The 12,743-nt window shown below is 36.2% G+C and carries 13 protein-coding genes; 7 read left to right on the top strand and 6 right to left on the bottom strand.

The window, feature by feature from the left end:
- The first annotated feature begins 179 nt into the window (after positions 1 to 179).
- Complete coding sequence (locus H8B04_RS11160; RefSeq protein WP_190302394.1) at positions 180 to 1,772, top strand: M60 family metallopeptidase; 1,593 nt, start codon at positions 180 to 182, stop codon at positions 1,770 to 1,772.
- Between the two features lie 20 nt (positions 1,773 to 1,792).
- On the opposite strand, the gene H8B04_RS11165 is transcribed toward H8B04_RS11160, so the two are convergent.
- Positions 1,793 to 2,059, bottom strand: coding sequence for a hypothetical protein (locus H8B04_RS11165; RefSeq protein WP_190302395.1), 267 nt, complete (start codon positions 2,057 to 2,059; stop codon positions 1,793 to 1,795).
- A gap of 292 nt (positions 2,060 to 2,351) precedes the next feature.
- Here H8B04_RS11165 and H8B04_RS11170 point away from each other — a divergent pair, with 292 nt between their 5' ends.
- From H8B04_RS11170 to pdeM, 4 genes are read left to right on the top strand one after another with little or no spacing between them, the layout of a single operon-like run.
- Positions 2,352 to 3,374, top strand: coding sequence for a ligase-associated DNA damage response exonuclease (locus H8B04_RS11170; protein WP_190302396.1), 1,023 nt, complete (start codon positions 2,352 to 2,354; stop codon positions 3,372 to 3,374).
- Positions 3,371 to 4,951 carry an ATP-dependent DNA ligase gene (locus tag H8B04_RS11175; RefSeq protein ID WP_190302397.1) on the top strand — a complete coding sequence of 527 codons (1,581 nt, stop codon included), beginning with the start codon at positions 3,371 to 3,373 and terminating at the stop codon, positions 4,949 to 4,951. Before H8B04_RS11170 ends, H8B04_RS11175 begins: the two co-directional genes overlap by 4 nt.
- 12 nt (positions 4,952 to 4,963) lie before the next feature.
- On the top strand, positions 4,964 to 7,423 hold the full coding sequence (locus H8B04_RS11180; RefSeq protein WP_190302398.1) for a ligase-associated DNA damage response DEXH box helicase: 2,460 nt from the start codon (positions 4,964 to 4,966) through the stop codon (positions 7,421 to 7,423).
- Positions 7,420 to 8,067, top strand: a complete 648-nt coding sequence (gene pdeM, locus H8B04_RS11185) for a ligase-associated DNA damage response endonuclease PdeM (RefSeq protein ID WP_190302399.1) — start codon at positions 7,420 to 7,422, stop codon at positions 8,065 to 8,067. Before H8B04_RS11180 ends, pdeM begins: the two co-directional genes overlap by 4 nt.
- A 136-nt stretch (positions 8,068 to 8,203) precedes the next feature.
- Here the strand turns inward: pdeM and H8B04_RS11190 are convergent, their stop codons facing one another.
- The 5 genes from H8B04_RS11190 to H8B04_RS17125 all read right to left on the bottom strand — a co-directional run bounded on the left by H8B04_RS11190 (position 8,204) and on the right by H8B04_RS17125 (position 10,223).
- Entirely contained in the window at positions 8,204 to 9,046 is an 843-nt protein-coding gene (locus H8B04_RS11190; protein ID WP_190302400.1) for a GNAT family N-acetyltransferase, read from the bottom strand.
- A gap of 3 nt (positions 9,047 to 9,049) precedes the next feature.
- On the bottom strand, positions 9,050 to 9,361 hold the full coding sequence (locus H8B04_RS17115) for a GNAT family N-acetyltransferase (protein WP_262891415.1): 312 nt from the start codon (positions 9,359 to 9,361) through the stop codon (positions 9,050 to 9,052).
- Positions 9,358 to 9,594: a GNAT family N-acetyltransferase gene (locus H8B04_RS17120; protein WP_223815384.1), complete on the bottom strand. Its 237-nt coding sequence runs from the start codon at positions 9,592 to 9,594 to the stop codon at positions 9,358 to 9,360. The genes H8B04_RS17115 and H8B04_RS17120 overlap by 4 nt, the downstream gene beginning before the upstream one ends.
- Positions 9,595 to 9,719: 125 nt before the next feature.
- Entirely contained in the window at positions 9,720 to 10,052 is a 333-nt protein-coding gene (locus H8B04_RS11200) for a YdeI/OmpD-associated family protein (RefSeq protein ID WP_223815385.1), read from the bottom strand.
- A 15-nt stretch (positions 10,053 to 10,067) separates the two neighbouring features.
- Positions 10,068 to 10,223 (bottom strand): hypothetical protein, encoded by a 156-nt coding sequence (locus H8B04_RS17125; protein WP_223815386.1) that lies wholly within the window; start codon positions 10,221 to 10,223, stop codon positions 10,068 to 10,070.
- Between the two features lie 135 nt (positions 10,224 to 10,358).
- On the opposite strand from H8B04_RS17125, the gene H8B04_RS11205 reads away from it, so the two are divergent.
- Both H8B04_RS11205 and H8B04_RS11210 read left to right on the top strand, forming a co-directional pair.
- Positions 10,359 to 11,618 carry a putative DNA modification/repair radical SAM protein gene (locus H8B04_RS11205; RefSeq protein ID WP_190302404.1) on the top strand — a complete coding sequence of 420 codons (1,260 nt, stop codon included), beginning with the start codon at positions 10,359 to 10,361 and terminating at the stop codon, positions 11,616 to 11,618.
- Complete coding sequence (locus H8B04_RS11210) at positions 11,618 to 12,391, top strand: TIGR03915 family putative DNA repair protein (protein ID WP_190302401.1); 774 nt, start codon at positions 11,618 to 11,620, stop codon at positions 12,389 to 12,391. The genes H8B04_RS11205 and H8B04_RS11210 overlap by 1 nt, the downstream gene beginning before the upstream one ends.
- Positions 12,392 to 12,743: the final 352 nt, after the last annotated feature.

Raw genomic sequence — 12,743 nt, forward strand, 5'->3', positions numbered from 1 at the left:
AATATGGCGACAAATTTAACCCATTAATATAGTTTTTGCAAACCTTTTTGATTTTTATTAAAAATTAATCAACCGATTGATTGCTATTGGAATGAGAGAATTTGGAATTGTGCCAAATTCGTTACTTTTTAGTTGCTAGTAATAAGCATATTTTAGAAGTGAATTATAACACTAATAAGATGAAAAAATGCTTTATTGTACCCTTTCTAATTACTTTTTTATTTCAAACAAATACTTTTGCGCAGACTGCTGAAGATTATGCTCGAGTGAATAAAGATCTGGTTGTATTCGATGATGCCGTAGGATTGAAATTAAAAAAGGAAGTCAACAAAAAGGCTTTAAATGCCATTAGTACGTCTGCAATCAAAGAAGTTGCAACTGCCATATTGGATAAAAAATACCAGCCAACTTATAAGTATGCTACGTATAAAGCCATTTTAAATCCTAGGACTTTGGGACGGGTTTTGAGTATAGGTGATGGTTACAGTAAATATGAAAATGTAACGGGAGTTTATTTAGACAAAGGTGAACATATTCTTTTGGTAGATGGAATTGCTGAAGGTAAAGAGGTTAAATTATATGTTCCAAATTGGTTACGCAAAGCGCCCAATCCTGAAAACCCCACAGAAGATCCAAATGGTTGGGGATTGCATAAACAGGAATTTACATTAAAGAATGGTGTCAACATCATTAATTTGGAAAAATACGGAAGCCTTGCTTATATTTCTTACTTTTCAAATGCTCCAGAGGAAGAAAAGCCCATTTCTGTCCATTTCTTGACGGGTAAAGAAAATGGATATTTTGATATCAGCAAGCATACAGATTCCGACTGGAATAAGTTAATTGATAAAGCAGTTTATCCGATATTGGATGCTAAGGGAAAACATATTCAGACTGCATATCCAATAGAAGCGTTAAAAAAATATGCGTATGGAAGAGGTGTAGAGTTGATTTCTAATTATGATTCTTTGGTGTATAGACAACACAGATTGATGGGGCTGGTCAAATACAATAAAGTTCCACAAAATAAAATCTTATCTCGTGTAAATTATAATTACTATATGTTTAGAGATGGAGATGGCGTGGCTTACATGGGAGATAAAGTTGGGTACGCAATGGGCATGGTTGTGAATCCAGACGTGGTCATTAAAGGCGATCCATGCTGGGGATTCAGTCATGAGGTAGGACACGTGCATCAAACAAGACCCATGTTTAATTGGGGTGGTTTAGGCGAGGTGAGCAATAACCTTTTTTCCTTGTATGTAACACGTTCATTCGGAAATAAGACGCGTATTTCCGAACAAAATAACTATGATAAAGCACGTAAAGATATTATTGAGAAAGGAATCTCATATCTAGCCGATCCTGATGTTTTCAATCGATTGGTTCCATTCTGGCAGTTGCAGTTGTATTTTGAAGGCGTAGGTAGCAACCCAGATTTTTATCCTGATTTATTTGAAGCATTTAGAAAACAAGAAGCAGCAAATTCTACCGCAAGAACTGGAGATTGGGCGACAGATAGACGTAGAGGTGAAAGAAATCCTGCGGTACATCAATTAAATTTTGTAAAAACAGCCTGTGAAGTTGCTCAAGTAGATTTATCTGATTTTTTTGCGAAATATGGATTTTTCTTTGTGGGAAAATTAGAGTATGATGATTATGGGAAATACACCTACACCATGACACAAGAAATGGTTGATAAGTGTCTATCAGAGATAAAGGCATTAAATCTGCCAAAACCAAAATTGGATATTACTACCTTGAGAGATTAAATATTAATACAAACCCAGTTCTAAAGGACTGGGTTTTCACTTTTATTTTTCTCTATATAATTAGGATTTTCTTGTATGCCATATAATTTATAAGGAATCAAATAGATGAAAGGTACTATAGATCCAGCTATCCCATAGTATGCGTCCATAACATCCATCGTATTTATAAAAGGCAAAAAGAGCTCATATATAAGGTTTGCTGCTATAAGCAAGGCAGCGGAGACATATGTACGTGTAAGTGTTCTATTTTCAAGTACATTGGTATAGCCTGCTACTAAAACGAGCATTGCTGATATAGAAAAGTTTGAGATATGCTGATAATAATCGGGGAATAAATAATACAAAGATTCGAACCTAAGTTCTTCTATTTTTCGTCCTGCAAATAATAACAAAACTACTGCTACAAAAATAAAATAAAGGATTGTACTCCAATTTTTGGGATATATTTAAGTTGGTTTAAGTTGTTCAATGTGATTTTCATTTAAAATGGTTTATAATAGCAATAAAATATTTATTTTATTGCTATTATAAACCATTTTAAATGAAAACAATTGTTAGACTTTAGCGGTTTTCATTGATATGCGTTTACTTCAATTTCGACCGGAGGGCATTTACTGTGTACCGGGTAAATTTTTTATTGATCCTTGGCGACCAGTAGATATGGCGTTGATCACCCATGGTCATGCTGATCATGCACGTTGGGGGATGAAAAGGTATTTGTGTCATCATTTCACAGTTCCTATTCTTCGCAGTCGCATAGGCGAAGATATACAAGTTCAAGGAATTGGTTATAATGAACCAATAGCTATTAATGGAGTGAAAGTTTCCTTTCATCCAGCTGGTCATATTATTGGTTCAGCGCAAATAAGATTGGAATATAAAGGAAAAGTTGCTGTTATATCTGGCGATTATAAGTTGCAGAATGATGGTTTGTCGACACCTTTTGAACCAATTAAATGTCATGAATTCGTTAGCGAAAGTACCTTTGGATTACCTATTTATCAATGGAATCCCGTAGAAAAGCAGAATGAGGAATTAGCCAATTGGGTAATACAAAATCAAGCTTACCAAAAAACCTCAGTCTTTGTAGGCTATTCTCTCGGCAAAGCACAACGCATTATGAAAGCGGTGGAAGGTATAGCTCCGATATATGTACATTATTCCATTCATAAATTGAATCAAGCTTACGAAAGTGTAGGAATTGAACTCCCAAAATACGAAGTCTTGGACTTTAGAGAAGATGTAAAACATGTCAATCAAGGTATAGTTATCGTTCCACCTGCTTTAGTGGATTCTAATGTAATACGTGAAATTCCAAATATGGCTTATGCTATTTGTTCGGGGTGGATGACAGTTCGTGGAGCGCGAAGATGGAGAAGTGCCGATGCGGGGTTTGCGATTAGTGATCATGCTGATTGGAATGATTTACTTCAAGCTATAAAAATGACAGAAGCCGAAAAAGTATATGTGACGCATGGGCAAACGGCGGTCTTTTCAAAATATTTGAATGAAATTGGTATAGAATCGGAAGAAGTCAAAACAGAATTTGGTGATGAAGAAGAAGAGGTTGAAGTGGCGAAGGAAGTAGGAGGGTCTGTATGAGAGCTTTCGCAACATTAATACATGCTTTAGACAGCACCAATAAAACCACGCAAAAGATGGAGGCTATCCATCGTTTTTTCGAACAGGCGGAAGATAAGGATAAGCTATGGTTTTTGGCATTATTTAGCGGCAGAAGACCAAAACGAGCGGTGTCCACAACATTACTTCGGGAATGGGTTAAAGAAATTACGAATATTCCAGATTGGTTATTCCAAGAAGCCTATGCTTCCGTAGGTGATCTGGGAGAAACTATTTCCTTGTTACTACCTCAACCAACAGGGTATTTGGATTTTTCACTAGCGGAATGGATGGATAAAATAAATGCAATTTCAACTTATTCAGAGGAAGATAAAAAGAAGTTTATTCTAGACGTGTGGGATAATCTACCTCACCAAGAACGTTTTATTTTTAATAAATTATTGGGTGGAAGTTTTCGTTTAGGGATTTCCACCAAAGGTTTGATTAACGCGATTTCATCGTATTATAATTTGGAAGCAAGTGCGGTGTCGCATAGTATCATGGGCGAATGGACCGTAGAAAATTCCAAATTCGAACCTTTAATACATGGAGAATATATCGATAGTAATCTTTCCAAACCATACCCGTTTTGTTTGGCTTATCCCATTGAAGATGTCGATGCTACATTAGAAAATCTTGAAGATTGGCAAATAGAATATAAATGGGATGGTATCAGGGGACAGGTTATCAAAAGAAATGAAGAAATTTTTATTTGGTCGCGTGGAGAGGAATTGGTTACGGATCAATTTCCAGAAATTGTTGAAGAAATAAAAGGATGGGAAGGTAATTTTGTGTTGGATGGCGAAATATTAGCCATTTCGGAAGGGGAAATATTGAATTTTACGGCTTTGCAAAAAAGGTTAAATCGAAAAGTGTTGTCTAAGAAAATTTTAGAGGAAGTTCCCGTTGGTTTGTATCTATATGATATTTTGGAATTTAATCATCAAGATTTGCGAAACCAACCCATGAAAGAACGACGAATTATCTTAGAAAATTTAGTGAAAGAAAATCCGTTAGAGCACATCAAAATCTCGCCAACTATACACACAGATAATCTAGAAGATTTGCGTCACATTAGAGAACAGGCTCGGGATATTAACAGTGAAGGTCTAATGTTGAAGCATAAAGATTCAGTTTATCACGTGGGGCGTAAAAAAGGCGATTGGTGGAAATGGAAAATAGATCCTCTGACTATAGATGCCGTTTTGATATATGCCCAAAAGGGAAGCGGACGTCGTAGCTCGCAGTATACGGATTATACCTTTGCAGTACGTGATGGTGAAAATTTGGTAACTATTGCTAAAGCTTATTCGGGGCTGACGGATAAAGAGATTCAGGAAGTAAGTCGTTTTGTGAACAAAAATGCCTTAGAGAAATTTGGACCTGTGCGTACCGTGAAGCCTGAATTGGTATTCGAAATAGCCTTTGAAGGAATAGGTTGGAGTTTGAGGCATAAGGCTGGTGTAGCATTACGCTTTCCACGTATTTTGCGTTGGCGCAAAGATAAAACCGTAGCAGAAATAGATGATTTGGAATCGGTAAAAAAATTAATTCATTAACTTCATTCTATCTTGAGCAATTTTGAACAAACATCTGGTTATGAAATTGTGTCATCGTGGCTAAAAGATCACGGTCGAACTCCTTTTACCTTTCAACGCCAATCTTGGGAAAAAATCAATAATGGATACTGTGGAATGGTGGTGGCACCTACGGGCTTTGGCAAAACCTATTCTGTTTTTCTGGGTGTTTTGATTGATTACATGAATCATCCAAATTCTTATAAAAAGGGTTTGAAGATGGTTTGGATTACGCCTTTGCGTTCTTTGGCAAAAGATTTAGCACGTGCTATGCAAGAAGCTATCGATCAGATTGGGTTAGATTGGGTAGTGGAGGTACGTAATGGAGATACCGATGTAAAAATTAAGCAACGACAAAGCAAGCAAATGCCTGATGTATTGTTGCTCACTCCCGAAAGCTGGCATTTGCTTTTGGCTCAAAAAGGGAGAGACAAGTTCTTTGCACACCTTAAAGCTGTAGTTATTGATGAATGGCATGAATTATTAAGTAGTAAGCGAGGGGTAATGGTCGAGTTGGCTACAGCTTATTTAAAATCTAAATTACCAAACCTATTAATTTGGGGGATTACGGCTACTATTGGAAATTTGGATGAAGCGATGCATGTACTCATTCCTTACGCTGTTAAGAAAATTAAGATTATTGCCAAGGAGAAAAAGCTCATTGATGTTGTTTCGGTATTTCCGCCCGAGGTCGAGATATTACCTTGGGCAGGACATTTAGGTGGCAAACTCGTGGAGCAGGTGGTGCCGATAATTTTAGAAAGTAAATCTACCATCGTTTTTACCAATACACGAAGTCAAAGTGAATATTGGTATCAGCTGTTGTTGGGGGCTTATCCAGACTTTGCAGGACAATTAGCTTTACATCATGGATCGATAGATATACATATTCGCACTTGGATAGAAGAAGCGTTGAGTGAAGGAAAATTAAAAGCGGTGGTGTCCACTTCCTCTTTAGATCTTGGCGTGGATTTTAAACCGGTGGATACCGTGATTCAAGTTGGTTCGAGTAAAGGTGTGGCTCGTTTTATGCAACGGGCCGGGCGAAGTGGACACTCACCATTTGAGGTGTCAAAGATATATTTTGTGCCAACCCATTCGCTTGAACTTATCGAAGTAGCCGCACTTAAAGAAGCGGTTAAAATTAATCTGATTGAAGATCGTGAACCTTTGGTGCTTTGTTATGATGTATTAGTCCAGTTTCTCGTTTCTATAGCACTTGGCGGTGGTTTTACAAAGGATAAGTTGTATGAAGCTTTGAAAAAAACTTTTTCATTCCAATGGATGACAGCAGAGGATTGGGATTGGTGTATTTCTTTTATAACGGTCGGAGGAAAGATTGGAAAGAATTATGAAGAATTTCATAAGGTTGTGAAGAATGAAGAAGGTCTTTATGTGGTCGAAAAAAGACGTATTGCTATGCTTCACCGGATGAATATTGGTGTGATTGTATCGGATGCCATGGTAAAAGTCAAATTCTTAGGTGGAGGATACATTGGCATGGTGGAAGAATATTTTATCACGAAATTAAAGCAAGGTGATAAGTTTATTTTGGCTGGTCGTGTTCTCGAACTGATTCGAATGAAGGAAATGACGGCTTATGTGCGTGCTTCACAAGGGAAAGCTATAACACCAAGCTGGCTCGGTGGAAGATTACCTTTGAGTTCTAATTTGGGGGGATTGTTGCGTAAGAAATTGGCAGACTCCAAAAATCCCAAATCCCGGGAAGAGGAACTCAAGTTTTTATATCCATTAGTAGCAAGTCAGGTTGACAAATCGCATATTCCTTCAGAAGATGAATTCCTGGTGGAAAAGATTAAAACCAAAGAAGGGTATCATCTTTTTATGTATCCTTTTGAGGGACGTCTTGTGCATGAAGTAATGTCTAGTTTGATGGCATATCGCATCAGTCAGCTTTACCCGATCAGTTTTTCGATGGCCATGAATGATTACGGTTTTGAATTGTTTTCGGATACGGAAATTGTGCTTTCCGAGGAGCAACTAAAGCATATTCTTCGTAAAGAGGATTTAATGAAAGATGTAACAGCGAGTATTAATGCTACGGAAATGGCTAAGCGCAAATTCCGAGATATTGCGGTAGTAAGTGGCTATGTGATTCAAAATCAATACGGGAAACAACAAAATAATAAGTCTTTACAAGCTTCCTCAGGAATTATTTTTCAAGTTTTGGAAGAGCACGAACCTCATAATTTATTGCTTAAACAGGCTTACACGGAGGTTTTTAATCAACAGTTGGAAGAGCCTCGTTTAGTTCGAGCTTTTGAACGTATTAATTCTTCAACAATCATTTATAAATTTGCAGAAAGTTTTACGCCGTTGAGTTTTCCGATCAAGGTGGATAGTCTACGTCAGTCGCTATCCAGTGAAGATATGGCTTCACGAATTCAACGCATGCAGGAACAGAGTAAACGATTAAATAGGAAGCGTAGATGATCATACACGAACAGGAAATTACCTGGGCACAACATACATTAATTCTTACCAACAAAAAAGCAATCTATTGGCCGGCACAGAAAACATTGATCTTGTCGGATTTACATTTAGGCAAAGCAGCACACTTTCGAAGAAATGGTATTCCAATTCCTTCTCAAATCCACCAACGTGATTTGGATGTGTTGGAAAAGTTGCTGTTGCATTACACTGTGGATAAAGTAATTGTTGTAGGAGACTTGATTCATGCTCACCAGAATGGAGAGGTATTGGATTTTAAGAATTTTTTGCAGCAGTTTTCGGAAATAGAATTTATTCTAATCAAAGGCAATCACGACCGAATCGCAGATCGGAAAATTTTGGATTTTGGTGTGAAAGCTGTTTGTAATACATTCCATCTCGATGGAATTGAATTTGTTCACGAACCTGAGAAATGTGCAGATTATCAAATTTCTGGACATATACATCCGGGTGTGACGGTGAGATTGCCTACAAATAAGCATTTCCGATTACCGTCTTATGTGGTTTCTGAAAATATGATTATTCTTCCAGCTTTCAGTCAGTTTACAGGTCTAGACACAAAACAATCCTTTGAAAAATCCGTGAATTATGCGATTTTGGATACAGGAATAATGGCGATTAAATAAGCTATTTCTCAAACACGAATAGTTCTCCATAGGCATTAGGGTTATAAAATGTATTGCGGAATGATCTTATAATCTGAAAGGAGTTGAGATGGGGCAGTTTTATTTATTTTAAATTCCTTAATGAGACCAATTCGCATTACAAATCTAATTTCATTTCTAACAAATTAATCTTGTTTTCCCATCCTTGCTGCTCGAAAAAGTTCAGAGTGGAAGTGTCTTGCTCATCCACATTAATAATGTTCACATTAGGATTATTGTGTTGGCGAATGTGATTTATTAATGCTTTTGCAATGCCTTGGTGGCGGCTTTTAGTCGACACTGCGATTTGATGAATGCGTTTTGAAGCAGGATTATATATCGTATAACCTAGGAGTTCTTTTTTCCTGTATAAGGCATAAACCAAAAGTTTATCTAATATATTTCGAATAGATTGACTGGCATTTTGCCAACTCGGTTGAATGCTCCAAAAAGATTCAAGTAAATCCCAATCTATGTTATTTAAGCTTTCAACTTGAATGTCATTTGTCGTTGAATGCTCTTGGATTTGACCGAAATAGCTCCTTAAACGTCTAGTTGTCTTAAAGCCAACTTTCTCGTAGGATTTTTTCGCTGGCACATTGTTTTCTAAGACTTCTAAAATCACTTGGTTTATTCTCGCTTCTTTAAGTTGTGGTAATATATAGTCGTACATACCGAGCGTGATATGTTGACCTCGTTGTGAAGGAATTACTCCAGTTCCACCATTGTATACTCTTTTAATCCCCTTTTCTTCTCTATAGCAATGTAAAATGAAACAAACCAATTTGTTTTGGTAAAAAGCACCTACAGAATATTCGGGAGCATAATCTTCTGCCCGCAGTTTAGTCTGCATCTGCTCATAATTTAGTTGTAGGGGAATTGAATAATCCGAAAAAGCTTCGTTAAAAGTGTCAGTTATTTCTCTAATATCAATGTTTTCAAGTGTAGAAAAGTGAAGCATTTTTTAAATGGAATAAAAATCATTTTTTAATAAACTATAAACTTCTAAATCCCTAAAGGTATCTTGGGCATAGATTTCTCTATCGCGTTCGATTCCTTCGAAATAAAAGCCTAATCTTTTGGGAATGTTACTGCTTGGAGTATTCCCTATTGCACATTTGATTTGAATGCGATTCATGTCCAATTCTTCAAAAGCAAAATGGCACAATGCTTTTACGCATTTAGTCATAATTCCTTTGCCTTGTGCGTATTGCGACATCCAATATCCAATTTCTGTTTTTTTGTTGTGTGTATCCGAGCGAATAAAACCTATCAATCCATGATTTTCTCGGATTCCCAAATGGTGAACACATATTCAAAATTTGTTAATGGCGCATTGACAAGGGATAAGACATAGGCTTCGGTGTCACTCACTACTTTGGTCAACGGAACAAAGGGAAGCCATTGTCCTAAAAATTCACGTTCGCTGTCGATGAGCTCAAAAAGTGCACTAGCATCTTCGGATTGAATTTGTCTTAACTGTATATTTTCTGTGATTTCGATTTTCATAGGCTATAGTTATAACGTAAATAACAATAATAAGCTACTTTGAAGCTGCTGTTTTTATTATGATTTAATATCAAAATTGTTTACTTTCAATTTCATCATAGAAAATGAATCGTATTTCAAAATAGTTATTTCTTTATTGGATTGCGACCAATAAATCTGTTTTCTCCTTTTAGAAATCCGATGGCAAGGTGGATGTTTTTCAATAATGTTTCCTCTTTCTTCGCCGAGTTCAGGTAACGATTAATTTCTTTTTGAAGAGAAGGAGGTAAACTATCGAACACTTTTCTTGCGATTTTATCATTTTCTAATGCTTCTTGAAATAAAATGGGCATTTGCACAGTGCGGTCCGTAGGATCAAAAGCAACGCTTATTTCCAAATTTTCAGCGATTCTTTTTGGCGAATTGGGCAACATTACAGTGTTAATGTATAATCTCCATTCTCCTTTATATTTGATCAATGTCTGTTTATAAGGTTAACTATTCACTTTTCCGCAAATAGAAATAGGTCCTAATCTTTTTCCCGAATCTTGAAAAATTCGTTCTAAAATATCAGGCGGAACAGCTACAAATGGGTTTATTCCAATAATCTGTAGCTCGGCAGTAAATGTATATGCAGAATAATCAGTCATAACTCTTTGATTTATCTAATTTACGGACTTCTGATTATTATAGTTGTGTATCAAAGGATTATTTGATCTTCAGAAGAAAAATTATTTTTTATTTTACTAAAAATTTTAGTATTTTTGATTTCAAATCACACTATGATAATGGATCGTCTAGAGGAAAAACTTAAAATTTTAGCAGATGCCGCCAAGTATGATGTAAGCTGTAGTTCGAGCGGTAGTAAACGTAAAAATTCGGGTGGGATAGGAGATGCTTCTTATTCTGGGATTTGCCATACATACACAGAAGATGGTCGATGTGTATCTTTATTGAAGATATTGTTGACCAATCACTGCATTTATGACTGTGCTTTTTGTGTGAGTCGTAAAAGTAATGATGTGCAACGAGCAGCATTTACCGTAGAAGAAGTGGTAAAATTGACAATGAACTTTTATCGAAGAAATTACATTGAAGGATTATTCTTGAGTTCTGGTATTTTCAAAAGTGCCGATTATACGATGGAACGTTTGCTCAAAATCGTAAAAAAATTAAGGTTGGAAGAGCGTTATAATGGATATATACATCTGAAAACTATTCCTGGGGCAAGTGATGAGATGATTCGTGAAGCGGGGCTCTATGTTGATCGTATGAGCATTAACTTAGAAATGCCTACAGAGAAAGGTTTGAAATTGATGGCTCCTGAAAAAGATCATGAATCGGTGAAGAAACCTTTAAATTTTATCAATCAGGAAATTCAGTCATTGAAACAGGAATCTAAATTGATAAAACATAAACCTACTTTTGTTCCGGCAGGTCAAAGCACGCAAATGGTCATTGGAGCTACGCCTGAAAATGATTTTGAAATCATGTCTGTTGCCTACAAATTTTATAAAGATTATAACCTAAAAAGAGTTTATTATAGTGGATATATTCCTATTCAAAATGATAATTCTTTGCTGCCACAAATTGGCACAAAACCTCCTTTGGTTCGGGAAAATAGATTGTATCAAACAGATTGGCTGTTAAGGTTTTATGGCTTTCAATTGAATGAAATATTAAACCCTAATTTCCAGGAATTAGATCTTGAAATCGATCCAAAATTAAGTTGGGCTTTACGAAATCCGCAGCTATTTCCAGTAGATATTAACAAAGCAGATTATAAAATGATCATTCGCATTCCAGGGGTGGGTAGACAGTCTGCGCTTAAAATTATTCAAGCGCGAAAATTTGGTCGCTTGCACGAATATCAAGTGAAGAAAATGGGGATTGCTTTTAATCGGGCAAGGCATTTTATGGTATGTGCGGATAGCCCTTTTCAGTTGGGATTTGCAACAATGGAAAATGTTCGCGCTCAAATTTTGAATAAGAGTGTGTCTAAAGCTAAAACTGTCCTTTCTAATCAATTGAATCTGTTTGCGTAATGTATTACATTTTTGATGGTACATATTATGGTTGGCTTTGTTGCGTTTTCGAAGCTTTCGAACGAAAGGATTTTTCGGTGAAGCCAATTACTAAAGAATTGTATCTCCCTGATATTTTTGCGGAAGACATCTATATACATACTGATTCAGAAAAAGCCGTTCGTGTTTTGAAAGGATTACAAGAACGTGTAGGTAAGAATACTGCTCTCGATTTTTTTAGATCATTTCTTTTCGAAAGTCCAGAAGTTTGGCAGGCTGCTTTTTATTTGTGTATTCAGATTTTTAAAGGAAATAAAGAAATTTTGAATAATTATGGCGATGATGCTGTCATGAAATTTTCGGATGCTTTGCGAAAGGTGAGTAGAGAACGACATCGTATGAAAGCTTTTGTACGTTTTCAGCAATCTTCCGATGGACTTTATTTCGCCGTGGTGGAACCGGACTTTAATGTGCTGCCGTTGATTGCTACCTTTTTCAAAAGCAGATATACAGATCAGCCTTGGATTATCTATGATTTGAAACGTAATTATGGTATTTATTGGGATAAAGTTGGTGTCACAGAAGTCGTATTAAATACGGCAGATGTCAAAGATATGGTACATTCTTCTACAGTAGTTTCTTTGGATGTACAGGAGGAATATTATAAAAATTTATGGCAACAATATTTTAAAAGTACCAATATCGTGGCGCGGAAAAATATGAAATTGCATTTGCGTCATGTGCCACGACGCTATTGGAAGTATTTACCTGAAAAGGATTTTGGAAAAAAATAAGCAAGGAAATCATTCCTTGCTTACCTGTTTCTCAATTGGAATTTAAACTATTGTTTAAATTATGTAGAGGTTGTGTGAGATCACTATTGAACAAATATTCGATATCTGTTTCTATCGATTCCAAATGATTTGCATTGGTTTTCCAATCTTTTATTTCTTCAATATTTGATAAATATGATCGGGGGTTGTAGATTAAGTCCTTAGAATTAAATTGTGAAAACGATTTTTTTATAAAACGGAGCGTAAACCCCACAGGTCTTTAGCCTGTGGGATGTAAGCGACTAACCCTGATTGAGAATATACTCACGAATAGTATCAGGAGATGCTTCACCTATTGAACAAACAAAATAAC

It is taken from the genome of Sphingobacterium litopenaei (assembly GCF_014692495.1).
Taxonomy (GTDB): domain Bacteria; phylum Bacteroidota; class Bacteroidia; order Sphingobacteriales; family Sphingobacteriaceae; genus Sphingobacterium; species Sphingobacterium litopenaei.

Excerpts from the sequence above, each read along its gene's own strand:
- H8B04_RS11160 (WP_190302394.1), top strand. The coding sequence starts at position 180 with ATGAAAAAATGCTTTATTGTACCCTTTCTAATTACTTTTTTATTTCAA.
- H8B04_RS11165 (WP_190302395.1), bottom strand. The coding sequence starts at position 2,059 with ATGCTCGTTTTAGTAGCAGGCTATACCAATGTACTTGAAAATAGAACA.
- H8B04_RS11170 (WP_190302396.1), top strand. The coding sequence starts at position 2,352 with ATGCGTTTACTTCAATTTCGACCGGAGGGCATTTACTGTGTACCGGGT.
- H8B04_RS11175 (WP_190302397.1), top strand. The coding sequence starts at position 3,371 with ATGAGAGCTTTCGCAACATTAATACATGCTTTAGACAGCACCAATAAA.
- pdeM (WP_190302399.1), top strand. The coding sequence starts at position 7,420 with ATGATCATACACGAACAGGAAATTACCTGGGCACAACATACATTAATT.
- H8B04_RS11190 (WP_190302400.1), bottom strand. The coding sequence starts at position 9,046 with ATGCTTCACTTTTCTACACTTGAAAACATTGATATTAGAGAAATAACT.
- H8B04_RS17120 (WP_223815384.1), bottom strand. The coding sequence starts at position 9,594 with ATGAAAATCGAAATCACAGAAAATATACAGTTAAGACAAATTCAATCC.
- H8B04_RS17125 (WP_223815386.1), bottom strand. The coding sequence starts at position 10,223 with ATGACTGATTATTCTGCATATACATTTACTGCCGAGCTACAGATTATT.
- H8B04_RS11210 (WP_190302401.1), top strand. The coding sequence starts at position 11,618 with ATGTATTACATTTTTGATGGTACATATTATGGTTGGCTTTGTTGCGTT.